19 protein-coding genes are annotated in these 21,380 nt (G+C 70.6%); 10 read left to right on the top strand and 9 right to left on the bottom strand.

The genetic code is table 11. The features are described from left to right. The first annotated feature begins 1 nt into the window (after window position 1). Window positions 2–3,169 (top strand): sacsin N-terminal ATP-binding-like domain-containing protein, encoded by a 3,168-nt coding sequence (locus tag ACTWOL_RS16830; RefSeq protein WP_474297544.1) that lies wholly within the window; start codon window positions 2–4, stop codon window positions 3,167–3,169. A gap of 563 nt (window positions 3,170–3,732) precedes the next feature. Here the strand turns inward: ACTWOL_RS16830 and ACTWOL_RS16825 are convergent. Further along, window positions 3,733–6,180 carry an HAD-IC family P-type ATPase gene (locus ACTWOL_RS16825; protein ID WP_474297543.1) on the bottom strand — a complete coding sequence of 816 codons (2,448 nt, stop codon included), beginning with the start codon at window positions 6,178–6,180 and terminating at the stop codon, window positions 3,733–3,735. A 53-nt stretch (window positions 6,181–6,233) separates the two neighbouring features. Next, window positions 6,234–6,527 carry a DUF2530 domain-containing protein gene (locus ACTWOL_RS16820; RefSeq protein ID WP_474297542.1) on the bottom strand — a complete coding sequence of 98 codons (294 nt, stop codon included), beginning with the start codon at window positions 6,525–6,527 and terminating at the stop codon, window positions 6,234–6,236. A gap of 218 nt (window positions 6,528–6,745) precedes the next feature. Between ACTWOL_RS16820 and ACTWOL_RS16815 the strand changes: the two genes are divergently transcribed. Then, the gene (locus ACTWOL_RS16815; protein WP_474297541.1) at window positions 6,746–8,215 is read left to right on the top strand and encodes an NCS2 family permease; all 1,470 of its coding nucleotides are present in this window, start codon (window positions 6,746–6,748) and stop codon (window positions 8,213–8,215) included. 90 nt (window positions 8,216–8,305) lie between these two features. Here the strand turns inward: ACTWOL_RS16815 and ACTWOL_RS16810 are convergent, their stop codons facing one another. Next, window positions 8,306–8,518: a hypothetical protein gene (locus tag ACTWOL_RS16810; protein WP_474297540.1), complete on the bottom strand. Its 213-nt coding sequence runs from the start codon at window positions 8,516–8,518 to the stop codon at window positions 8,306–8,308. 142 nt (window positions 8,519–8,660) lie between these two features. Here ACTWOL_RS16810 and ACTWOL_RS16805 point away from each other — a divergent pair, with 142 nt between their 5' ends. After that, window positions 8,661–9,140, top strand: coding sequence for a MarR family winged helix-turn-helix transcriptional regulator (locus ACTWOL_RS16805; RefSeq protein ID WP_474297539.1), 480 nt, complete (start codon window positions 8,661–8,663; stop codon window positions 9,138–9,140). A gap of 40 nt (window positions 9,141–9,180) precedes the next feature. Then, window positions 9,181–10,632, top strand: coding sequence for an MFS transporter (locus ACTWOL_RS16800; protein WP_474297538.1), 1,452 nt, complete (start codon window positions 9,181–9,183; stop codon window positions 10,630–10,632). Window positions 10,633–10,719: 87 nt separating this feature from the next. Here ACTWOL_RS16800 and ACTWOL_RS16795 read toward each other — a convergent pair whose 3' ends face one another. After that, window positions 10,720–11,274, bottom strand: a complete 555-nt coding sequence (locus ACTWOL_RS16795; protein WP_474297537.1) for a TetR/AcrR family transcriptional regulator — start codon at window positions 11,272–11,274, stop codon at window positions 10,720–10,722. Between the two features lie 107 nt (window positions 11,275–11,381). Here ACTWOL_RS16795 and ACTWOL_RS16790 point away from each other — a divergent pair, with 107 nt between their 5' ends. Beyond that, the gene (locus ACTWOL_RS16790) at window positions 11,382–11,981 is read left to right on the top strand and encodes a DUF2867 domain-containing protein (RefSeq protein WP_474297536.1); all 600 of its coding nucleotides are present in this window, start codon (window positions 11,382–11,384) and stop codon (window positions 11,979–11,981) included. Between the two features lie 121 nt (window positions 11,982–12,102). Beyond that, on the top strand, window positions 12,103–12,666 hold the full coding sequence (gene thpR, locus ACTWOL_RS16785) for an RNA 2',3'-cyclic phosphodiesterase (protein WP_474297535.1): 564 nt from the start codon (window positions 12,103–12,105) through the stop codon (window positions 12,664–12,666). A 54-nt stretch (window positions 12,667–12,720) separates the two neighbouring features. On the opposite strand, the gene ACTWOL_RS16780 is transcribed toward thpR, so the two are convergent. The 3 genes from ACTWOL_RS16780 to ACTWOL_RS16770 all read right to left on the bottom strand — a co-directional run bounded on the left by ACTWOL_RS16780 (window position 12,721) and on the right by ACTWOL_RS16770 (window position 15,213). Next, window positions 12,721–13,101, bottom strand: coding sequence for a hypothetical protein (locus tag ACTWOL_RS16780; protein WP_474297534.1), 381 nt, complete (start codon window positions 13,099–13,101; stop codon window positions 12,721–12,723). Between the two features lie 487 nt (window positions 13,102–13,588). Then, a complete protein-coding gene (locus tag ACTWOL_RS16775) occupies window positions 13,589–14,578 on the bottom strand; it encodes an aldo/keto reductase (RefSeq protein ID WP_474297533.1) in 990 nt (329 codons plus the stop codon). Between the two features lie 101 nt (window positions 14,579–14,679). Further along, entirely contained in the window at window positions 14,680–15,213 is a 534-nt protein-coding gene (locus ACTWOL_RS16770) for a MarR family winged helix-turn-helix transcriptional regulator (RefSeq protein WP_474297532.1), read from the bottom strand. Window positions 15,214–15,238: 25 nt separating this feature from the next. Between ACTWOL_RS16770 and ACTWOL_RS16765 the strand changes: the two genes are divergently transcribed. The 3 genes from ACTWOL_RS16765 (at window position 15,239) to ACTWOL_RS16755 (ending at window position 18,245) form a co-directional block, all read left to right on the top strand. Then, a complete protein-coding gene (locus ACTWOL_RS16765) occupies window positions 15,239–15,754 on the top strand; it encodes a carboxymuconolactone decarboxylase family protein (protein WP_474297531.1) in 516 nt (171 codons plus the stop codon). A gap of 420 nt (window positions 15,755–16,174) precedes the next feature. Beyond that, window positions 16,175–17,386, top strand: coding sequence for a hypothetical protein (locus tag ACTWOL_RS16760; RefSeq protein ID WP_474297530.1), 1,212 nt, complete (start codon window positions 16,175–16,177; stop codon window positions 17,384–17,386). Window positions 17,387–17,510: 124 nt separating this feature from the next. Further along, the gene (locus tag ACTWOL_RS16755) at window positions 17,511–18,245 is read left to right on the top strand and encodes a class F sortase (protein ID WP_474297529.1); all 735 of its coding nucleotides are present in this window, start codon (window positions 17,511–17,513) and stop codon (window positions 18,243–18,245) included. A 190-nt stretch (window positions 18,246–18,435) separates the two neighbouring features. Here ACTWOL_RS16755 and ACTWOL_RS16750 read toward each other — a convergent pair whose 3' ends face one another. Continuing rightward, the gene (locus tag ACTWOL_RS16750) at window positions 18,436–19,569 is read right to left on the bottom strand and encodes a TetR/AcrR family transcriptional regulator C-terminal domain-containing protein (RefSeq protein ID WP_474297528.1); all 1,134 of its coding nucleotides are present in this window, start codon (window positions 19,567–19,569) and stop codon (window positions 18,436–18,438) included. A gap of 178 nt (window positions 19,570–19,747) precedes the next feature. Here ACTWOL_RS16750 and ACTWOL_RS16745 point away from each other — a divergent pair, with 178 nt between their 5' ends. Further along, window positions 19,748–20,851, top strand: a complete 1,104-nt coding sequence (locus ACTWOL_RS16745; RefSeq protein WP_474297527.1) for an FAD-dependent monooxygenase — start codon at window positions 19,748–19,750, stop codon at window positions 20,849–20,851. Window positions 20,852–20,937: 86 nt separating this feature from the next. On the opposite strand, the gene ACTWOL_RS16740 is transcribed toward ACTWOL_RS16745, so the two are convergent. After that, window positions 20,938–21,378: a CBS domain-containing protein gene (locus ACTWOL_RS16740; RefSeq protein ID WP_474297526.1), complete on the bottom strand. Its 441-nt coding sequence runs from the start codon at window positions 21,376–21,378 to the stop codon at window positions 20,938–20,940. Between the last annotated feature and the right edge of the window lie 2 nt (window positions 21,379–21,380).

Raw genomic sequence — 21,380 nt, 5'->3', positions numbered from 1 at the left:
CGTGAGCGTCAGGACGACCGAGGGGGCCGACCCGTTCGGGACGGCACGGCTGCGGCGCGGGGTGCTCGACGCGTGGGGCGCGAGCCCCGCGCGGTTCCGGGAGGATGCCAACGCCGAGGAGGACCTCGCCCTCGGCGGCTACCGTGACCGCCTCGTCGTCGAGCTCGCCCAGAACGCCGCCGACGCGGCCGCCCGCGCCGGTGTGCCCGGTCGGCTCAGGCTCACCCTGCGCGCGGGCACCCTCGTCGCCGCCAACACCGGCGCGCCCCTGGACGCCGCCGGAGTCGAGTCGCTCAGCACTCTGCGCGCCTCCGCAAAGCGGGAACACGACCAGGGCGTGGTCGGCCGCTTCGGTGTCGGCTTCGCCGCGGTGCTCGCCGTCAGCGACGAGCCCGCCGTCGTCGGCCGGCACGGCGGCGTCAGGTGGTCGCTCGCCGAGGCGCGCGGACTCGCCCAGCAGGCCGCCCAGGCCAGCCCCGGCCTCGGGGACGAGCTGCGCCGCCGCGACGGCCACGTACCCCTGCTGCGGCTTCCGCTGCCCGCCGAGGGCACCGCCCCCGACGGCTACGACACCGTCGTGATCCTGCCCCTGCGCGACGGCACCGCCGAAGACCTCGTCGGACGGCTGCTGACCGGCGTCGACGACGCGCTGCTGCTCGCCCTCCCCGGCCTCGAAGAGGTCGTCGTGGAGACCCCGGACGGCACCAGGACGCTGCGCCGCTCCGAGCAGGGCCCGTACGTCCATGTCGAGGACAGCGTGACCGGCGTCAATCGCTGGCGCGTCGTCACCCACCACGGAACCATCGACCCCGCGCTCCTCGCCGACCGCCCCGTCGAGGAGCGGCTGCGCCCGCACTGGAGCGTCACCTGGGCCGTGCCCGTGGACGGCGAAGGGGCACCGGTCTATCCGGCCACCGCGCCCGTCGTCCACGCCCCGACGCCCACGGACGAACCCCTCGGGGTGCCCGCCCTGCTCATCGCGACCCTCCCGCTCGACACCGCCCGCCGGCACCATGCGCCCGGTCCGCTCAGCGACTTCCTGGTGCAGCGTGCGGCGCAGGCGTACGCCGAACTCCTCGGCGAGTGGCAGCCCGTGAGCACCGGCACCATCGATCTGGTCCCCGGCCCGCTCGGCAAGGGCGAGCTGGACGGAACCCTGCGGGCGGCGATCCTCGAACTGCTGCCCCGCACCGCGTTCCTCGCCCCGGCCGCCCCCGCCGCCCTGTCGGCGGACGACGTGGTGGCCCTGCGCCCCCTGGAGGCCGAGGTCGTCGAGGGCGCGGGCGCCGAGACCGTACGCGTCCTGGCGGACGTGCTGCCGACGCTGCTGCCGGCCGGTCTCGAGCGGCGGGTGGAGCTGCGTACGCTCGGTGTCGCACGCGTCCCGCTGACCGAGGCGATCGACCGGCTCGCCGGGATCGAGCGCGACCCGTCGTGGTGGTGGAGCCTGTACGACAGCCTCGCCGGTGTGGACCCGGAGCGGCTCTCGGGGTTGCCGGTGCCGCTCGCGGCTCCGGGTGGCAGGGCATACGACGAGAGGGACGCAGGAGACACGGACGAGGCGCCCGGGCCCCGGCGCACCCGCACCACGATCGGCCCGCGCCAGATCCTGCTGCCGACGCCCGAAACGCCCGCAGGGCTGGCCCGGTTCGGGCTGAAGGTGGCCCACCCGGACGCCGCCCACCCCCTGCTGGAGAAGCTCGGAGCGCTGCCCGCGACGCCCCGAGCGGTGCTGACGACGCCGCAGGTGCGGGTCGCGGTCGCGGCGTCGCTCGAGGACGGGGACGCACTGTGGGACGAGGAGGGTGACACACCGGACAGCGAGGAGCTCGCGGAGATCGTGCTTGCCCTGGTGCGGGACGCGGGTCTGGAGCCCGGCGACGAGCCCTGGCTGGGCGCGCTCGCCCTGCCCGACGAGGACGGCGAGCTCGCCCCCGCCGGTGAACTCGTGCTTCCGGGAAGCCCTTTCGCGTCCGTGATGCGCGAGGACGAACTCGCCCTCGTCGACGCCGAATTCGCCGATCGCTGGGGAGAGCAGCCGCTCGCCGCCTGCGGGGTGCTGGCGAACTTCGCCCTGGTGCGGGCCACCGACGTCGTGCTCGATCCCGATGAACTGGAGCCCCGTGAAGGGGACTTCCCCGAGCCCGACGACGCGGGCCTGCTCGACGTGGTCGACGTGTGGTGCGAGGACGTACTGGACCGGCTGCCCGAGACCCCGGTGCCGCCGGTCGCCACGGAGATCGTCGCCGTCCGCGACCTGGATCTGGTCGACGACGACAGATGGCCGCAGACGCTCGCCCTGCTGGCGCAGCCGCCGCTGCGGGACGCGCTCACCCAGCCGGTCAGGGTGCTGCTGCCGGACGGTACGACGGAGACCGTCCGCCCGTACACGGCCTGGTGGCTGCGGGACCACCCGGTCCTCGACGGCCGGCGTCCGGCCGGACTCAGGGCGGCCGGCGGGGACCCGCTGCTGGTGGGGCTGTACGACTCGGCGGACGCGACGGGCTTCGAGGATGAACAGGTCCTGCACGCCCTGGGGGTACGCACCTCCGTCGCCGCGCTCCTCGACGAGCCGGGCGGTGCGGCCGAGTTGCTGGGCCGGCTCGCCGACCCCGGCCGCCCGGTCAGCGCCTCCCAGCTGCACGCCCTCTACACCGCGCTCGCCGACCTCGACCCCGAGCAGGTGACGCTCCCCGACGAGCTGCGCGCGGTCGTGGACGGCGAGGTGCGGGTGGTGGACGCCTCGGAGGCCCTGGTCGCCGACGCGCCCGATCTGCTGCCGCTGACGGCGGGCCGCCCGCTGCTGCCGGTCTCCCCGGACCGTGCGGCGGATCTGGCGGAGCTGTTCCAGGTCGGGCGGCTCGGCGAGGCGGTCGAGGCCGAGGTGACCACGGTGGGCGAGGAACACGACGTACCGCCGTCGGTGCACGCCCTGCTGGGCCCGGCGACCCCGCACTCGTACATCGAGCACGAGGAGCTCCTGGCAGGCGGCGTCGAACTCGACTGGCGCCGCACGCCCGACGGCGTCATCCACGCCGCGACCCTGGAGGGTGTCGCCGCGGGCCTGGCCTGGGCGGCGGGCCAGTGGCCGCGCCGCTTCGAGGTCGCGGCCCTGCTGGAGGACCCCTCCCGGACGGAGGAACTGGCGAGGGACCGCTGGTTCGACTGAGCGGCGGCGCTGCGGTGGGCGGTGCCGGGTGGGTTGCCGGTGCCCGGGTTGGCGCCCGGGGTGTCCGTCCTCAAGCGGCGGACGGCCTTTGGTGTGTGCCCTCTGGCGTGGGCGTGGCCGGTGTGTCCGTCCTCAAACGCCGGACGGGCTTGGGGTGTGGGGCGTGCCCGGGGCGTGGGGTGCGGGTTGGGTGCCGCTGCGGGCCTCGCGACCTGGACGGCATGATTTACGTCGCGCCTTACCCCTGCCGTTGCGGCATCGCCTGTGTTGCGCGACACAAATCACGTTTTAGTGTCCCGGACACGATCCCTCCGCGTCCCCCCTTCCCGCAGTCGGCAGGCGGCCCGGGGTGGGGCGGTGCAGGGTCGCACCGGCCACACACCCAAGCCCGTCCGGCGTTTGAGGACGGACACCCCGGGTGCCGCAACGGTAGGGGGCACACACCAGCCCGTCCGGCACTTGAGGACGGACACCCCGGGCGCCGCCAAGACACCGGCACACCCCAAGGCCGTCCGCCGCCTGAGGACGGACACCCCGGGCGCAACCCGGGCACCGAGCACCGCCTACGCCGGAACGCGCCGATCCACCCAGCGCCACGCGAACTCCAGCACCCCCGCGGCCACCATCGCGACCGCCACCGCCGTCCACGGCATGGTCGTGCCCACGAGCTTCAGCGCGAAGAAGTCCTGGAGCCAGGGCACGACCAGGACGACCAGGAAGCCCAGGCCCATCGCCAGGACCAGGCCGAGCCGCCACCAGGTGTAGGGGCGGGCGATGATCGCCAGCACGTACAGGGCGACCAGGAACAGTGTCAGCGTGGCCGCGCTGGTCTCCGCCTCGAGGGCGCCGGGCCCGCTGTAGTAGGAGCGGGCGAGCAGATACGTGGTGAAGGTGGCGGCCGCCGCGATGATGCCGGCGGGGATCGCGTACCGCATGACGAGGCGTACGAAGTGGGGCCTGGCGCGTTCCTTGTTGGGGGCGAGGGCGAGGAAGAAGGCCGGCACACCGATGGTGAGGGTGGACAGCAGCGTCAGATGGCGCGGCAGGAAGGGGTACTCCACCTGCCAGCAGACCACGAGGATCGCCAGCAGCACGGAGTAGACCGTCTTCGTCAGGAAGAGGGTCGCCACGCGGGTGATGTTGCCGATGACCCGGCGGCCCTCGCCGACCACGGACGGCAGTGTCGCGAAGCTGTTGTTGAGCAGGACGATCTGGGCGACGGCCTTCGTCGCCTCGGAGCCCGAGCCCATGGAGACCCCGATGTCGGCGTCCTTGAGGGCGAGGACGTCGTTGACGCCGTCGCCCGTCATGGCGACGTTGTGGCCGCGGGACTGGAGGGCGCCGACCATGTCCCGCTTCTGCTGCGGGGTGACCCGGCCGAACACCGCGTTCGCGTCGAGCTCGGCCGCCATGGCGGTCCGGTCGGCGGGGAGCCGGCGGGCGTCGACGGTGTGCGCCGCGCCGGGCAGTCCGAGCTTCCCGGCGACCGCGCCCACCGACACGGCGTTGTCTCCGGAGATGACCTTCGCCGCGACGTCCTGGTCCGCGAAGTAGGCGAGTGTCTGCGCCGCGTCGGGCCGCAGCCGCTGTTCGAGGACGACCAGAGCGGCGGGGCGGGCGCCGGCGGCGGCTTCGGGGGCGTCCAGCTCCCGGGCCGCCCGGGCGAGCAGCAGTACCCGCAGGCCCTGCTCGTTGAGCGTGCCGACGTCGGCGAGGACCGGGTCTTCCCCGGCCAGCAGCACATCGGGCGCGCCGAGCAGCCAGGTGGAGCTCTGTCCGTCGCCCTCGCTGAAGGTGGCGCCGCTGTACTTGCGGGCGGAGGAGAAGGGCAGCGACCGGGTGCAGCGCCAGTCGTCGCTGTCGGGGTAGGCCGCGATGATCGCCTGGAGCGAGGCGTTGGGGCGGGGGTCGGACTCGCCGAGCGCGCCGAGGACCCTGCGGACGTACGCCTCGTCGAAGCCGCCCAGGGTGCGCAGTCCGGTGACGTCCATGCCGCCCTCGGTCAGGGTGCCCGTCTTGTCGAGGCAGACGACGTTGACCCGTGCGAGGCCCTCGATCGCGGGCAGTTCCTGGACGAGGCACTGCTTTCGGCCGAGCCGGATGACCCCGATCGCGAAGGCGACGGAGGTGAGGAGCACCAGGCCCTCGGGGATCATCGGGACGATGCCGCCCACGGTTCGGGCGATCGAGTCCTTGATGTTGTCGCCTTTGACCACCAGCTGGCTGATGATCAGGCCGATCGCGGTCGGGATCATCATCCACGTCACGTACTTGAGGATCGTGGAGATGCCGGAGCGCAGCTCGGAGCTGACGAGCGTGAAGCGGGAGGCCTCCTCGGCGAGCTGGGCCGCGTAGGCCTCCCGCCCGACCTTGGTGGCGGTGAAGGCGCCGCCGCCCGCGACGACGAAGCTGCCGGACATGACCGGGTCGCCGCGCCGCTTCAGCACCGGGTCCGCCTCACCGGTCAGCAGGGACTCGTCCACCTCCAGACCGTCGGCCTCGGCCACCTCGCCGTCGACGACGACCTTGTCGCCGGGTCCCAGCTCGACGAGGTCGCCGAGCACGATCCCGGAGGTGGGCACCTCGGTGGCGACCCCGTCGCGCCGCACGGTGGGCTTCGCCTCGCCGATGACGGCGAGTCCGTCGAGGGTCTTCTTGGCGCGGAGTTCCTGGATGATGCCGATGCCGGTGTTGGCGAGGATGACGAAGCCGAACAGGGTGTCCTGGAACGGGGCGACCAGGAACATGATCACCCACAGCACGCCGATGATCGCGTTGAACCGGGTGAAGACGTTGCCGCGGACGATGTCGACGGTGGAGCGGCTGCTGCGGACGGGTACGTCGTTGACCTCGCCGCGTGCGACCCGCTCGCCCACCTCCGCGGCGGTGAGCCCGCCCGGATGGTGGAACACGGGGGGTTTGACGGGGTGTACGGGATCGAGCTCCGCGCCCGCGTCGATGAGGGCCCGGCCGGTCGGCTCGGGGCCGTCGGGCCCAGCCCGTTGCGTCATGCTCTCGACGTTACGGCGGCGGGGGTGCGTTCACCCGCCGAGGCGGGCGGAGATCAGGCCGTGGGGGGAGCGGGGTGGCCGTCCCGGACGACGTCGTCGGCGGCCGCCTGTGCGCGCCTGATCGCCGCGTCCCGCTTGCGGACGTACCAGATACCGATGAGGCCGAGGCCCCCGCCGGCCAGGCAGGTCCACACCCACCAGGTCAGGTCGCGGTCGGCGAACCAGCCGTAGAAGGGGACCTGGACGAGGAACAGGACGAACCAGATGATCGTGCCGCCGGTGATGGTGGCGACGACGGGCCCCTCCAGGGGCTCCGGTGCCTCGTGCTTGGGGGTCCACTTCGCCATACGGCCAGTGTAGGGGGCTGCCTTCGGGGCCCCTCGTCCCCTCGGCGACCGCTTCCCCGCCCCCTTCACGGCCGGTGTCCCGCCTGCCGCCGTTGGTGTCTACGCGCGGAGATACCGATCTTCCCCTTATACGTTCATACTGAAGCGGTTTGTGTCCGGCCGGAATCCTTCGTATGAACATCCGAGTACACCGGCAAGAATCATCGACGAGGTCCCGCATGCCCCCCACGGCCACCGCCCCCGAGGACGTACGGCTGCCGCAGCAGCCGGATTCCGGTCCCGGTGCCCCTCTCGCCCCGCTCGACCGCTTCTTCAAGATCTCCGAGCGCGGCTCCACGGTCGCCCGTGAGGTCCGGGGCGGCTTCGCCACCTTCTTCGCGATGGCCTACATCATCGTGCTGAACCCGATCATCCTCGGCAGCGCGAAGGACATGTACGGGCACCAGCTCGACAGCGGCCAGCTGGTCACCGCCACGGTGCTCACCGCGGCGCTCACCACCCTGCTCATGGGGGTCATCGGCAACGTCCCGATCGCACTGGCCGCGGGGCTCGGTGTGAACACCGTCGTCGCGCTCCAGCTCGCCCCCCGGATGAGCTGGCCCGACGCGATGGGCCTGGTCGTCCTCGCCGGCATCGTGGTGATGCTGCTGGTTGCGACGGGCCTGCGGGAACGCGTGATGAACGCCGTGCCGGTCGGCCTGCGCAAGGGCATCGCCATCGGCATCGGCCTCTTCATCATGCTGATCGGCCTCGTCGACTCGGGCTTCGTCTCCCGGATCCCCGACGCCGCCCACACCACCGTCCCGCTGCAGCTCGGCCTCACCGGCCACCTCAGCGGCTGGCCGGTGCTGGTCTTCGTGCTGGGCACGCTGCTCACCCTCGCGCTGATCATCCGCAAGGTGCCCGGCGCCATCCTGATCTCGATCGTCGTGATGACGGTCGTCGCCGTCGCCATCCAGCTGATCGCCGGGCTGCCGGGGCAGGCCTGGGGCCTCACCGTGCCCGAGTGGCCGGGCAATCCGGTGGCGACGCCCGACTTCGGTCTGATCGGACAGGTCAGCCTGTTCGGCGGCTTCGGGAAGGTCGGCCTGCTCACGGGCGCGCTCTTCGTCTTCACGGTACTGCTGTCCTGCTTCTTCGACGCGATGGGCACGATCCTCGGCGTCGGTGACGAGGCGAAGCTGATGGACGACAAGGGTGAGTTCCCCGGGATCAACAAGGTGCTGATCGTCGACGGCATCGCGGTCGCCGCGGGCGGGGCGACCTCGTCCTCCGCCAACACCTGCTTCGTGGAGTCCACGGCGGGCGTCGGCGAGGGTGCCCGTACGGGTCTGGCGTCCGTCGTCACGGGCGGGCTGTTCGCTGTGGCGCTGTTCTTCACGCCCCTCGCGACCATGGTGCCGTCCCAGGCGGCGACGCCCGCGCTGCTGGCGGTCGGCTTCCTGATCCTGGCGGGCTCGGTCAGGGACATCGACTGGAGCGACTACACGATCGCGGTTCCGGCGTTCCTGGCCATGGTGATGATGCCGTTCACGTACTCGATCACCAATGGCATCGGCATCGGCTTCATCGCCTTCAGCGTGCTGCGGCTGGCGGCGGGCCGCGGCCGTGAGGTGCCGGTGGCGATGTACGTCGTCTCGGCGGTGTTCGTCTTCTTCTACGCCATGCCCGCCCTCGGACTCACCTGATCGGGTGAGGTCGGCCCAGAGGTCCCGGTGCCGGGGGCGCCGGGCCCGGGCTCTTCGGACGGGCGGCGTCGTCCCGGGCCCACCGGCCGGTCAGGCGGGGCGGCGCCGCTCCCGAGCGGTGGGGCCGCGGCCGTAGAACCTCTCCGTCTCGTCGACGGCCGCCTTGAAGCGTTCGTCGAAGTCGTCGCGCATGAGCGTCCGGACCACGTAGTCCTGGACGCTCATGCCGCGTCTGGCGGCATGCCGCCGGAGCCGATCGAGCAGCTCCTCGTCCATCCGCAGGCTGAGTACTGTCGATGCCATACCGGCCAGCGTCGCTGGCCGGAACCGGCCGGTGCGTCACTTTCCCGGCCCCTCTCACCCATATGGGTGACGCCCTGACCGCTCTCCCCGACATGGGAAACCGGTTGGTATTTAGGCTGTGTAATGAGTTACGCTAATGAACATGCCTGACCTTTCCCGCCCCCTGCCTCCGGCAGCCCTGCCGCCGGAGGACGCCGCCGCAGTGGACGCCCTTCGTTCCGCCGTGATGCGGCTGGGCCGGCGCCTGAAGCACCAGCGCGTCGACGAATCGCTGAGCCCGACCGAGATGTCGGTGCTCGGCACCCTGGCCCGCTGCGGTTCCGCCACCCCCGGTGAGCTGGCCCGCAGAGAGCATGTGCAGCCGCCCTCGATGACCCGCATCGTGGCACTGCTGGAATCCAAGGGCCTGGTCCGGCTGGAGCCGCACCCCGACGACCGCAGGCAGAAGGTCGTCAGCCAGACCGAGCAGGCCGAGGCCATGCTCGAGGAGAGCCGTCGCAAGCGGAACGCCTGGCTGGCGTCCCTCACCGAGGGTCTGGACGAGGACGAGTGGGCCAAGCTGCGCGCAGCGGCCCCCGTGCTGGAGAAGCTCGCACATCTGACCCCGCCGTCCGGGGGCTGACCCCAGACCTCACCCGCTCGGCCGAAGGAGGCGAACGCTTTTGAGTACGGGACCCGGAGCAGACTCCGCACCCGCACCGAACCCGAACCCGAACCCGAACCCGATTCTGAACCCGACGTCGAACCCGGACCCGACTCCGACTCCGAACGCGTCACAGGAGACGGCTGCCGCCACGGCAGCCACCGCCACCACGGCACCGGCCGCGGGGAGCATCGCACCCACCGGGACGTTCTCCTCGCTCAAGGTCCGCAACTACCGGCTGTTCTTCACCGGGGCGATCGTCTCCAACACGGGCACCTGGATGGCCCGTATCACCCAGGACTGGCTGGTCCTGAGCCTCACCGGCTCCGCTGCGGCCGTCGGCATCACGACGGCCCTGCAGTTCCTGCCGATGCTGCTGTTCGGCCTCTACGGCGGCGTCATCGCCGATCGCTACCCGAAGCGCCGCATCCTGCTGTTCAGCCAGGGCGCCCTCGGCCTGTGCGGACTCGCGCTCGCCGTGCTCACCCTCTCCGGCCATGTGCAGGTCTGGCACGTCTATCTGATCGCGTTCCTGCTCGGCATGGTCACGGTCGTCGACAACCCGGCCCGGCAGTCCTTCGTCTCCGAGATGGTCGGCCCTGCCCAGCTGCGCAACGCCGTCAGCCTGAACTCGGCGAACTTCCAGTCGGCGCGACTGGTCGGCCCTGCCGTCGCCGGTGCCCTGATCACCGCCGTGGGCAGCGGCTGGGCCTTCCTGCTGAACGGGCTGTTCTTCCTGGCTCCCGTCATCGCCCTGCTGAGGATGCGCACCGGCGAGCTGCACAAGACCGCCGGCGCACCGCGCGGCACGGTCCGGCTGCGCGAGGGACTGGCCTACGTCGCCGGACGCCCCGAGCTGGTGTGGCCGATCGTGCTCATCGGCTTCATCGGCACCTTCGGCTTCAACTTCCCGATCTGGCTGACCGCGTTCGCCGACGGGGTGTTCCATGCCGGCGCGGGCACGTACGGCATGCTCAACACGCTGATGGCGGCGGGCTCCCTGGCGGGTGCACTGCTTTCGGCGCGCCGGGGCTCGTCCCGGCTGAGGATGCTGGTCGGCGCCGCGGCGCTGTTCGGCGCCCTGGAGATCGCCGCGGCCCTCTCGCCGTCCTTCTGGCTGTTCGCGCTGCTGCTGGTGCCTCTCGGCATGGTCGGTCTGACGGTCAACGTCACCGCCAACTCCTCGGTCCAGCTGGCCACCGACCCGGCGATGCGGGGCCGTGTGATGAGCCTCTACATGATGGTCTTCGTCGGCGGTACGCCGCTGGGCGCCCCCATCGTCGGCTGGATCACCGACACCTACGGCGCCCGTGTCGGCTTCGCCACGGGCGGTGCGGTCGCGATCGCCGCGGCGGCGGTGATCGGCCTGATCCTGGTACGGGTGGGCGGTCTGCGGATGCGGGTGGACATGCGGCAGGGCCTGCCGCGCGTCCGCTTCGTACCGCGCGAGCGAGTCACCGCCGCGGCGTGATCCGCATGATCCGCGCCATCCCAGCTATCCGCGCCATCCCAGCTATCCCGACCATCCCCTCGATCCCCTCGATCCCCTCGAGAGGCCTCACCTCAGCAGCCACTCCCGGGTGATCTCCAGGACCTGCGCGCGGTCGCGTGCGCCGTGGTCGGCCGCGATGAAGTGGTTGCCGATCCGCAGGGCGAAGGCGATCATGCAGCGGGCCTCGACGTCGTCCTCGTCGGGGCAGAAGGAGCCGAACAACCGGCGCATGTACGCCATGCGCCGGTTGTCGACGCGCCGGAGGCGCTCCGCGACGGGCTCGTCGCGCCGGGCCCAGTCGCGGATCGCGAGTTCGGCGGTGATGCCGGTCATCGTGTCGTCGGCGCCGGCGATGGTGAACAGCCGGACCAGCTTGGCCCTGGCGTCACCGCCGCCGCTCTCCACCCGCTCGATCACGTTCTCGGTGACCGCGCGCTCCCATGTGTCGAGTATTTCGGTGAGCAGCGCGGCCCGATTGCGGAAGTAGCCGTAGAAGCCGCCCTTGCTGACGCCGAGCGACTGCGCGAGCGACTCGATCCGGACGGCCTCCGGGCCGCCGGCGGCGAGTGCCCGGATGCCCTCCTCGATCCATGTGCCGCGGGGCGTGCGGGCCAGGGCCATGGTGTGTTTCCTCTCACGCCTCCACCGTCTATACGGATACGTATAGACGGTGCCGTGCAAACGGTCTAGGTTTATCTATACGCCATCGTATAGACAGGAGCCGGCTCATGAGACTCCCCAGGACCGCGCACACGTCCCGCCCATGGCGGATCCACGAGATCGCCGGAGACTTCCACGTCGAGGACGTGTGGGCGCTGCCCACACCGGGCGGTCCCGGCGACTTGCCGCACCTGGTGCGCCAGATCACGAACGGCTCGGACGAAGCGGCCGTCTCCTCGCCCGTCTACCGCGTGCTCTTCGCGATCCGCTGGAAGCTCGGGAAGCTGCTCGGCTGGGACGCGTCGGGCGCCGGCATCGGCTCCCGGGTGGGGACGCTGCGCGACCGGCTGCCGGCGGATCTGCTCGACGCCCCCCGGGGTCCCGACCCCCGTACCGTTCCGCTCACGTCCGTCTACAGCCTGGACGACGAGTGGGTGGCCGAGATGGCCAACCGGACGGTCCACGGGGTGATGCACATCGGCTGGGTCCCGGACGGGGCCGGAGGCTTCCGCGGCCAGATGGCCGTCCTGGTGAAGCCGAACGGACTGTTCGGCGCGCTGTACATGGCGGCCATCAGGCCCTTCCGGTACGTGGGGGTGTACCCGGCGCTGCTGCGGGCGATGGGACGCGCATGGCAGGCGAGCGCCGCCGAAAGGGCCGCCGGTTAGGGGTTTCTGATGGATCTCCGACGCCGCGGAGATCCGTTAGAAACCCCCTAAGCCCGGACAGGACCTGGGCCCCTGGGAGATGTCCCTGCACCGGCACCGGCGGGGCTGCCAGACTCGCCGTATGAGACTTTTCGCCGGTGTGGTGCCGCCCGCAGACGCCCTCCGTGAACTCGGCACGGCCGTCGACCGGCTGCACACCCTGCCCGGCTCCGACGGACTGCGCTGGACGGAGCGGCCGGGCTGGCACTTCACGCTCGCGTTCATGGGAGAGGTCGACGAGTCGCTCCTGCCCGATCTGCGGGAGCGGCTCGGGCGCGCCGCTCACCGCAGTGAGGCGTTCCGGCTGCGGCTGCACGGAGGCGGTCACTTCGGCCGCCGGGCCCTGTGGATCGGTGCGGCGGGGGACATCGACGCCATGCGCATGCTGGCCGAGCGGGCCGACGCGGCCGCGCGGCGGGCGGGCGTGGAGATGGAGGAGCACCGCCGCTACCAGGCGCACCTGACGATCGCCCGGACACGCGGCGATCAGGATCTGCGGCCGTTCGCCGACGAGTTGGACGGTTTCGAGGGCACGCCATGGAGGGTGTCCCAGCTGCTCCTCGTCCGCAGCAACCTGCCCAGGAGTGGGGTGGAGGGCGAGCAGCCCCGGTACGAGACGGTCGGGGACTGGCCTCTCGGCGCGTGAGCACCGGTCCCCCCGCAACCGAAGTCACCGGGGCGGTACTGCGTTGGGCATGGGCTACTTGGCCCGGCGCTGGGTGCCCGTCACGAGCTGTCCGGCAGCCTGGGCGATCGCCCGGCCGATGACCGTCTTCGACGTGGACCGGTCCCACGTGAAGATCTCGCAGAGCCGCAGGAACGTGGCGAACACGTCGTCGCTGTCGATGCGGACCGGCTTTAAGGCCCACGTCTCGTCCGTGATGTGCAGGACGCAGGCCCCGTCGAAGTCGGGCTTGGGCACGCTCACGCCCTGAGCGTCAACCAGCCGGTCAGCGTGCGCGTACGCCGACATCTGAAGAGCCACGTCCGGGTGGATGGCCCGGCTCGTCTTCCAGTCCGCAATGACCGTGGGGCGTTCGCCGGAACGGTCCGGGGTCGTCGTCCCGTTTCGTCCAGCCACACGTTCAAGATGGCGTCGAAGCTCCCGGCATAGGCGTGCCCGTCCGACCACGCGATGTCTTCGGCGCGGACGAGGCCGGTCCCACGAGGGCTGATCGGCGGTGTCCTCCGTGTGGTCGAGGCCCCTGCCGCTCCACGAAGAGCGGCAGGGGCCTTCATGTGCCCGGGGCTGTCGGCTCGGGGCGGGTGACCGGGCGAGAGCACCACCGGACGGCGGAGCGGCTTTCCGGTCGGGTTAGGCTCAAAGAGTGGACCCGAAGACCAGGAACCGGATCATGGCCGGTGTGCTCGTGCTGATGTTCGCGATCGTGGCGGTGGCGGCGGCGCTCGGGCGATGACCAGCGGCGGTCGCTGACCGCGTGAGGGCACCGGAGCCCGTTCCCGGCGGCCGGAGCAGCCGGGAACGGCACCCGATGAGGCGCACCGGCCACCCGATGAGGTCCATCGGCACCCGGTGGAGCGGACCGATCCGATCCGTGGCCCCGCACCTACCAGGCGAAGGCCTCCGGCGAGGGTCCGGGCCCGGGGAAGATCCCGTCCAGCTCCGCCGGCAGCTCCTCGCCCAGCTCCAGCTCGACCGCCCTCAGGGCGGAAGCCAGCTGATCCACCGTGCGCGGCCCGACGATCGGACCCGTCACCCCGGGACGGGTGAGCAGCCAGGCCAGGGCCACCTCGCCCGGAGCCAGCCCGTGCTTGTCGAGCAGATCCTCGTAGGCCTGCACCTTCTCCCGTACGGACGTGTCGGTGAGCGCTGCCGCGGACCGTCCCTCGGCCCGCCGGCCCCCCTCGGCCTCCTTCTTGATCACGCCGCCGAGCAGACCTCCGTGCAGCGGCGACCAAGGGATGACCCCGAGTCCGTACTCCAGGGCGGCAGGGATGATCTCCATCTCGGCGCGTCGCTCGGCGAGGTTGTACAGGCACTGCTCGCTGGTCAGACCGACCATGCCGATCCGGCTCGCGACTTCGTTCGCCTGTGCGATCTTCCAGCCGGGGAAGTTGGACGAGCCGACGTAGAGGATCTTGCCCTGCTTGATCAGGACGTCGACGGCCTGCCAGATCTCTTCGACCGGGGTGTCCCGGTCGACGTGGTGGAACTGGTAGAGGTCGATGTAATCCGTCTGCAGCCGCTTGAGGCTCGCGTCCACGGCGCGGCGGATATTGAGAGCGGAGAGCTTGTCGTGATTCGGCCAGGCCGGGCCGTCCAGGCCCATGTTGGCGTACACCTTGGTGGCGAGGACGACCTTGTCACGGCGATCGCCGCCCTTGGCGAACCAGTTGCCGATGATCTTCTCGGTCCGGCCCTTGTTCGCACCCCAGCCGTAGGCATTGGCGGTGTCGAAGAAGTTGATGCCCGCGTCCAGCGCGGCGTCCATGATCGTATGGCTGTCCGCCTCGTCGGTCTGGGGTCCGAAGTTCATGGTGCCGAGGACGAGCCGGCTGACCTTGAGTCCCGTGCGTCCGAGCTGTGTGTACTTCATGGCCCCAAGCCAACTGCCTTGAGTTCTCTCCGGCAAGAGGATGCTCACCTGGTCGCGCGTGTGGGTGCGTGAGGTGCCGTGGTGTGCAGGCGGCGCGCGCCTCACATGCCGCCGAACCAGCCCGCCGCGTCGAGCCGGAGCGCGTCTGCCGCCACGACCGCCCGCAACCCGTCCTCGAGCAGGTCCAGCTGATCCGCGCCCAGGGTCCGTGCCCACTCCGCCCGCAGTTCGTCGAAGACCGCGGCCGAGCGGGTCAGTGCGTCCAGACCGTGCGGGGTGAGCCGGACGGTCTTGCGCCGGGCGTCGGCGGGGTCGTCCGTACGTTCCGCGTACCCCAGCGCGACCAGGCGGTCGACGGTCTTGCCCGCCGCCTGCTTGGAGACCCCGAGCCGTCGCCCCACCTCGCTCGCGGTGGGTCCGTCGAGCCCGACCGCCTGCATCGCAAAGCCGTGCACGGGCCGGAGATCGGGATGGCCCTGACGGGCCAGCTCGGAGTGCAGGCGGTCGATGAGGGTGCGGAAGCCGGCGAAGAGGAGCAGCGGCAGTTCGTATCCCTGCCGAGCACGGCCATGTGCCGCGAGCCCGTTCGCCTTGCCCGGTTCGACAACCTGGTTTACTTTATTTTGGTCAACCATGTTGTCCATTCTAGGAGGGGGAGACATGTTCACCGAGCACACCCTGGAGACCGCTCCGCAGGCATCACGCAAGGCCATGGAGGCGATCGTCCGGAACCTCGGCCATCTGCCGGAGGCCGTGGCGCTGCTCGCCGGGGCACCCGAACTGCTCACTGGATTCCTGCACGTCAGCGGCGCTTTCGAGCGCAGCACACTGGAGCCGGTGGCGCGTGAGGTCGTCATCATGACCGTCGCCGTGCGCAATGACTGCCATGTCTGCGTGGAGATGCACACCGGCAAGCTCCGCGCGCTCGGTGCGGACGAGGAGCTCGCCGCGGCACTGTGCGACCGGCGTCCGCTGCCCGTCGAGCGGCTCGAGGAGGTGCGGCGCTTCACCCTCGCCGTCCTTGCCGGTGCGGGTGCCGTCGACGACGACGACTTGCGGCGATTCCTCTCGTACGGCTTCACGGAACGCAACGCCCTGGAGGTCGTGCTCGGTATCGGCGCCTACACGATGTCGACGTACGCGAACCGTCTGACGCGCGCGGGGCGCGCGGCCTGAAACGCACCGCCCACGGGGTGCCGGGGCGCGGCGCCGGGACGCCCGGGAACGGTCGAGACGCGCGCCCGGACGCGCGGCGACAGGCCGGGGGCACCCGCGACACGCCGAAGCCGTCGGACCGTCAGGTCGCACCAGTCGCCGTGCTAAGCGACCGCGTTGGCGACGGGGTCTCTGTCGGCGGGCGAGCGGCGGAGGGCGCTATCGCCTCCCGCTCGTGGCCGCGGGCTTCGGTTCGGGGGGCCGTCCAATGGGTGATTATCGGGCCGATCGCCACTCGAAAAGCCCATGGTGTAGCTCGAATGCGGCGTTCTCGATTGGTGCGTCCCCCGAATTCGGCTGACGGTGAGGGAAGTCGCTACTGCGATCCGATGAGCCGATGATGTGTCGGCCGTCGCAGTCCGCGGCGAAAGGAATGGATCCATGCGCTCTGCCCGCACCCTGTGGATTTCGGCCGCCGTCACTGCGGTCCTGTCGGTCACAGCTCCCGCCGCCTATGCCATCGCCGTTGCTGATGACCGTGGCGCCGCCGGCTCTTCTTCCAGCCGCGACGGCGACTACGGCAAGGACGACTACGAGAAGGACTACGAGAAGGACTACGGCAAGGACGACTACGGCAAGGGCGACTACGAGAAGGACTACGACAAGGGCGACTACGGCAAGGACTACGAGCAGGACGACTACGGCAAGGGTGGCCACGACAAGGGCCACAAGGACGAGCACGGCAAGAAGGACTGGGGCAAGGGCCACGACAAGGGCCACGACAAGGGCCACGGCAAGAAGGACTACGACAAGGGCGACAAGGACGACTACGACAAGGGTGACAAGGGGGACTACGACAAGGGTGACAAGGACGACTACGGCAAGGACGACTCCGACAAGGGCGACTACGACAAGCCCAGCGGTGGCGTCAAGACCGGTGGCGGCGCTCTTGCCCGTGTTGTGGCCGACGGCGACTACGGCAAGGACGACTACGAGAAGGACGACTACGGCAAGGGCGGCCACGACAAGGGCGACCACGACAAGGGTCACAAGGGCGAGCACGGCAAGGGTGGCCACGACAAGGGCCACGGCAAGGGCGGCTACGACAAGGGTGACAAGGACGACTACGGCAAGGGCGACTACGACAAGGGCGACAAGGACGACTACGACAGCGGCGACTACGACAAGGGTGGCAAGGGCGACTACGACAAGGGTGACTCCGGCAAGGAGGACTCCGACAAGCCCAACGGCGGAGTCAAGGCCGGTGGCGGTGCTCTTGCCGGCCTCGTGACCAGTGACGACTGGGAGAAGGGCGACAAGGGCGACAAGAAGGACTGGGAGAAGGGCGACAAGGGGGACTACGACAAGGGTGACAAGGGGGACAAGGGCGACTACGACAAGGGTGACAAGGGGGACAAGGGCGACTACGACAAGGGCGACAAGGGCGACAAGGACGACTACGGCAAGGGTGACTACGACAAGGGTGACAAGGACGACTCCGACAAGCCCAACGGCGGCGTCCACACCGGTGGTGGCGGTCTTGCCTCGACCGGCAGCGGTCTGGCTGCCGGTTCGATCCTGATGCTCGGTGGCATCGGCGCCGTCGTGTACAAGCTGCGTCGTCGCAACGCGTCCGGTGGTGCCCGCGCCTGACACGGCCCTCTCTCCAGCCGTCTCACCGCGTTGTCGCGGCCACCGTCCGGTCCGGACGGTGGCCGCGGCGCCGACGTTTCCCCGCGTCATCACGCCGGATCACCGAGCACTGAAAGGCACGCACATGACATTCCGGCAGCCGTCCGAAGAGCCCGCCCAGCCGTTCGTCGGCTCGCTCACGTCTCTCCGGCAGGCCCTGCTGTGGCCCGTCGCCACTGTGGGAGCGGGAGTGCTTCTGGTCTACGGCTCTTTCGACGCCACGACGCTCCAGCTGCAGCCGGTCCGGCCCGTGGTGATCGTCACCCCCACCGTCGTCGGGCCCACCGCCGCTCCCGCCGCCGGTCAGTCAGCCGCACCGTCCGCTGCTCCGCCCGCCGGTCCCGGCCCCGCGCTGCCCCGTTCCGTCCCCCAGCGGATCCGGATTCGTGCCATTTCAGTGAGCGCTCCCTTCACCCCGCTGGCGCTCGGCACATCGGGCCAGCTGAACGCGCCGCCGTCCAACGACAAGAACCTGGTGGGCTGGTACAACGGCGGCGCCACGCCGGGGGAACGGGGCACGGCCATCGTCGCCGGCCACTTCGACACGAAGACCGGCCCCGCCGTGTTCGTGAACCTCAGTGCGCTCAAGAAGGGCAACAAGGTCGAGATCACCCGTGCCGACGGCAAGATCGCCACGTTCAAGGTCGACTCCGTCGAATCCTTCAGCAAGGCTAAGTTCCCCAACGCACGCGTCTACAACGACGCCCCGACCGCCCAGCTGCGGCTGATCACCTGCGGGGGTGCCTACGACAGGAAGGTCAAGGACTACAAGGAGAACGTCGTGGTCTTCGCCCACCTCGAATCCGCGCGCAAGGCCTGACGGGCGGATTCGACGCGGGGCGCTCATCGCTGCTGCCGGCCATCTCGATCCTGTCGGTCTTCATGATGGTCATGGCGGCGATCCTCCCCGCTGCCGCGTGTCGCTGCAGCCGCGCACTACAACGACAGGCGCGTCGCTCACAACGCGCCGTGGCGAGAACCAGGTCCGGTCGGCTCACCTCATGCGCGGCCTACCCCCTGGTTCCCTCGAGCCTGTGTGCGAAGCCGTCGAGCAGGCACCGGAGCCCGAGTTCGAACAGAGCGTCGAGGTGGAGGTCGTACCCGCCGTTGTCGTCGAAGGCCGCGATGATCCTGCTGAACACCGGGAACCGGCCGGACGAGGCGATGGCCCGCATCGGGGTGTGCTGCCCGTCCATCCACTGCTCCTCGGACATACCGGTGGCGGACGCGACCTGTGCCTCGCGTTCCAGATTGACCGCGAGGCCCTCGACATAGCCGTAGAGGACCACATGCAGGTCAAACACCTCGACGGCGTCGAGACCGTGTCCGTCCAGTGCGCCGAGCAGCCACTCGGCGTGGACGATCAGGTTCGGCAGCAGCAACGGCCTTGTGAGCGGGCTCAGTTGGGCCAGCCAGGGGTGGCGGCGGAACAGCGTCCACAAGGTGCGCGCACCGAGTTCCAGCCGAGCCCGCCAGCCCTCGGGCGGTGAGTCGGGGTAGGCCTCCTCGCCGAAGGCGGTGTCGGCCATCAGCAGGACGAGGTCGTCCTTGCCGGTGATGTACCGGTACGGGGACATCGCGGCGACTCCCAGCCGCGCCGCGACTCCGCGCATCGACAGCGCGGCCAGCCCTTCCGTGTCGGCGATGTCGAGAGCGGCGCGGACGATCCGTTCGCGGGTCAGTTCGCGCTCGCCGGGTCCGGACGAGTGCCCGGGTGTGCGACGGGGCGACGCCGTGGGCGCGGAGGACGCGGACGCTGCGGTCGGTGCGGTGCCGGGCCGGGTGGTTGTGCCGGCGGGGGCGTCGGGTCGGGATGCGCCCCGGCCCGTGCGTTCGCCCGTGCCGACGGCGCTCTTGCCCGTGAGGTGGCCGGAACCTCCGCCCGCGCCCCCGGCGACGACGGTGCCGACCCTGGGCCTGGCCTCCACCAGTCCCTCCAGCCGCAGGACCGTCAGTGCCTTGGTCGCGGTGGCGAGGGCCACCCCCCACTCGCGGGCGATCTGCCGGGTCGACGGCACCCGGTCGCCCGGCGCCAGCTCGCCGTCGGCGATACGGCGTCCGATGTCGGCCGCGATGCGCCGGAAAGGCGGTTCGGCGGGGGTGTCCGGGCCGGTGCGGCCGGTGGATGAGTGTGCCGAGCCCATGGTGGCTGTCGCTCCGTCGATTTTTCCGGGATCAGTAGCTGTACTAGTGCAGAGCCTAGCAGCGCAGAGTGCTCCGATCCTGTCTCTGACCTAGTACAGGACCTGAAAATGCCAGTTGGCAGACAGGTGCGTACGGCGTACATTCAGTTGCGCGTACACCGTATGAAGGGTTCTCGAAATGACGACTGTCCTTGTCTCCGGCGGCGGAATCGCCGGCTCCGCACTCGCCTACTGGCTGCACCGCCACGGCCTGACTCCCACCGTCCTCGAGCGTGCGCCCCGGCCCCGTCCGGGAGGCCAGGCCATCGACGTCCGCGGTGCCGCCCTCGACGTCATGGACCGCATGGGGCTCCTGGACCGGGCACGACAGGTCCGTACGCGTATGCGGGGCATGTCGGTGCTCGACGGGGAGGGAAACGAGATCCACCGCTCGACCGAAGCCACGTACAGCAGCGGCCGGCTCGACAGCGAGGACATCGAGCTGCTCCGTGAGGACTTGGTGCGACTGCTGAGCGAACACGTGGGCGGCCGGACCGAGTTCGTGTACGGCGACAGCATCAGAGCCCTCGAGCAGCGCGACGACTGTGTGCACGTGGAGTTCACCTACGGCGCCCCGCGCACCTTCGATCTGGTGGTGGGCGCGGACGGCCTGCACTCGGGCGTACGCCGGCTGGTCTTCGGCCCGGAACCGGACTTCCTCCGTCACCTGGGCATGTATCTGTCCGTCTTCAGCGCCGACAACTTCCTGGACCTCGACAACTGGCAGTACTGGCTCCGCGCCGAAGACATCGGCTTCGGCGTCATGCCCGTACGGGACAACTCCGAGCTGAGGATCGCCGCGGGCTTCATGTCCGAGCCGCTGCCCGACCAGGACACCGAGGCCCTGCGGCAGCGGGTCGTCGACCATCTCGCCTCGCTGGGCTGGGAGGGGCCGCGACTGGCGAAGGCGGCGTCGCAGGCCCCGGACTTCTTCTGCGACGCGATGGCCCAAGTGCACATGGACCGCTGGTCACAGGGCCGGGTGGCGCTGCTCGGGGACGCCGCCCACTGCCCCTCGCCGCTGTCGGGGCAGGGGACCAGCCTGGCGCTGGTGGGCGCGTACGTCCTGGCGGAGGAACTCGGGCGCGCACCCGGTGACCACGGCGCCGCGTTCGCCCGCTACGAGGAGCGCATGCGTCCGTTCGTCGCTCTCAACCAGGCCCTGGCCACGGAGAATCCGGAGGGACCGGCGAGCGAGGAGTCGGTCGCGCACGCCAAGAACGCGATCGCGCTCGACGCCTGAGGCGTTCCCGCGCGACGGCGTTCCGCACCGTGCGCGGTGCGGGGCGGCGCCCCGGTGCGGGCGGGCGCCGCCCTGACGGTTCCGGTTCAGACGTTCGCGTACACCCGGGTCGCGAATTCCGCGATCTGCGCGTCCGTGAGGTTCTTCGCCAGGTTGGCTTCCGTGATCACGCCGACGAGCCGGTGGCCCTGGTTGACGTCGATCACCGGGAGGCGCTTGATCTGGTATTGCTCCATCGTCGCGAGGGCGTCGTCGGCACCCGCGTTCGCGTCGATCCAGCGGAGCTCCCCGGCGAGGGAACCTGCCTGGACCGTCGCGGGGTCGATGCCTTCGGCACAGCACTGTACGACGATGTCGCGGTCGGTGATCAGGCCCGTGAGCCTGTTGTTGTCACCGCAGATGGGCAGACAGCCGACGTCCAGATCGCGCATCATCTTCGCCGCGTCCAGCAGGGACTGATGTGCGCCGATGCACTGGACGCCACTGGTCATGATGTCGCGGGCAGTGAGCTGGGTGTTCCCGGTCATGG

Source organism: Micromonospora sp. IBHARD003 (genome assembly GCF_056106285.1).
The sequence above is the reverse complement of the archived record's forward strand: the minus strand, read 5'-3'. Positions and strand labels throughout refer to the sequence as shown.

Coding starts and splice junctions, on each gene's coding strand:
- thpR (WP_474297535.1), top strand. CDS start 12,103: ATGAGACTTTTCGCCGGTGTGGTGCCGCCCGCAGACGCCCTCCGTGAA.
- ACTWOL_RS16820 (WP_474297542.1), bottom strand. CDS start 6,527: ATGGCGAAGTGGACCCCCAAGCACGAGGCACCGGAGCCCCTGGAGGGG.
- ACTWOL_RS16790 (WP_474297536.1), top strand. CDS start 11,382: ATGAGACTCCCCAGGACCGCGCACACGTCCCGCCCATGGCGGATCCAC.
- ACTWOL_RS16755 (WP_474297529.1), top strand. CDS start 17,511: ATGACATTCCGGCAGCCGTCCGAAGAGCCCGCCCAGCCGTTCGTCGGC.
- ACTWOL_RS16750 (WP_474297528.1), bottom strand. CDS start 19,569: ATGGGCTCGGCACACTCATCCACCGGCCGCACCGGCCCGGACACCCCC.
- ACTWOL_RS16760 (WP_474297530.1), top strand. CDS start 16,175: ATGCGCTCTGCCCGCACCCTGTGGATTTCGGCCGCCGTCACTGCGGTC.
- ACTWOL_RS16795 (WP_474297537.1), bottom strand. CDS start 11,274: ATGGCCCTGGCCCGCACGCCCCGCGGCACATGGATCGAGGAGGGCATC.
- ACTWOL_RS16825 (WP_474297543.1), bottom strand. CDS start 6,180: ATGACGCAACGGGCTGGGCCCGACGGCCCCGAGCCGACCGGCCGGGCC.
- ACTWOL_RS16775 (WP_474297533.1), bottom strand. CDS start 14,578: ATGAAGTACACACAGCTCGGACGCACGGGACTCAAGGTCAGCCGGCTC.
- ACTWOL_RS16745 (WP_474297527.1), top strand. CDS start 19,748: ATGACGACTGTCCTTGTCTCCGGCGGCGGAATCGCCGGCTCCGCACTC.
- ACTWOL_RS16765 (WP_474297531.1), top strand. CDS start 15,239: ATGTTCACCGAGCACACCCTGGAGACCGCTCCGCAGGCATCACGCAAG.
- ACTWOL_RS16770 (WP_474297532.1), bottom strand. CDS start 15,213: ATGGTTGACCAAAATAAAGTAAACCAGGTTGTCGAACCGGGCAAGGCG.
- ACTWOL_RS16810 (WP_474297540.1), bottom strand. CDS start 8,518: ATGGCATCGACAGTACTCAGCCTGCGGATGGACGAGGAGCTGCTCGAT.
- ACTWOL_RS16740 (WP_474297526.1), bottom strand. CDS start 21,378: ATGACCGGGAACACCCAGCTCACTGCCCGCGACATCATGACCAGTGGC.
- ACTWOL_RS16815 (WP_474297541.1), top strand. CDS start 6,746: ATGCCCCCCACGGCCACCGCCCCCGAGGACGTACGGCTGCCGCAGCAG.
- ACTWOL_RS16805 (WP_474297539.1), top strand. CDS start 8,661: ATGCCTGACCTTTCCCGCCCCCTGCCTCCGGCAGCCCTGCCGCCGGAG.